Below are 628 nucleotides of genomic sequence, written 5' to 3'. Positions count from 1 at the left end.
GGTCGAGGAGCCGCGCAAGGAGTGGGAACTGCGGATGGAGATCGCCGCGGCACCCCGCTCGGGCGCGGTCGTGGCGACCCTGCGCGGGGCCGAGGTACGGCGCGGCGAGTTCCACTTCGGCCCGGTCGACCTGCAGATCGACTGGGCCGACCGGATCGCCGTGACCGGCGCGAACGGCTCCGGCAAGTCCACCCTGCTGGCCGCCCTCCTGGGCCGCCTCCCCCTGGACGAGGGCCAGGCGTCACTCGGACCGGGGGTGGTGGTGGGCGAGGTCGACCAGGCCCGCGCGCTGTTCTTCGGCAGCGAGGCCCTGCTGGACGCCTTCGGCGCGGCGGTACCGGACCTGGCGCCGGCGGACGTACGGACCCTGCTGGCCAAGTTCGGCCTCAAGGCCGCCCACGTGCTGCGCTCCGCGTCCACCCTGTCCCCGGGCGAACGCACCCGCGCGGCCCTGGCCCTGCTCCAGGCCCGAGGCGTGAACCTGCTGGTCCTGGACGAGCCCACGAACCACCTGGACCTGCCCGCGATCGAGCAACTGGAGTCGGCCCTGGCCTCCTACCAGGGCACGCTGCTCCTGGTCACCCACGACCGCCGCATGCTGGAAGCGGTCCACACCACCCGCCGCCTC

Annotated in this window: 1 protein-coding gene; it reads left to right on the top strand. The window is 74.2% G+C overall.

The window, feature by feature from the left end; translation table 11 throughout:
• On the top strand, positions 1-628 hold a 628-nt coding region (locus ASC60_RS00035), incomplete at both ends, for an ATP-binding cassette domain-containing protein (protein WP_159043177.1).

It is taken from the genome of Streptomyces sp. NBRC 110028 (genome assembly GCF_001417735.1).
Taxonomy (GTDB): domain Bacteria; phylum Actinomycetota; class Actinomycetes; order Streptomycetales; family Streptomycetaceae; genus Streptomyces.
The sequence above is the reverse complement of the archived record's forward strand: the minus strand, read 5'-3'. Positions and strand labels throughout refer to the sequence as shown.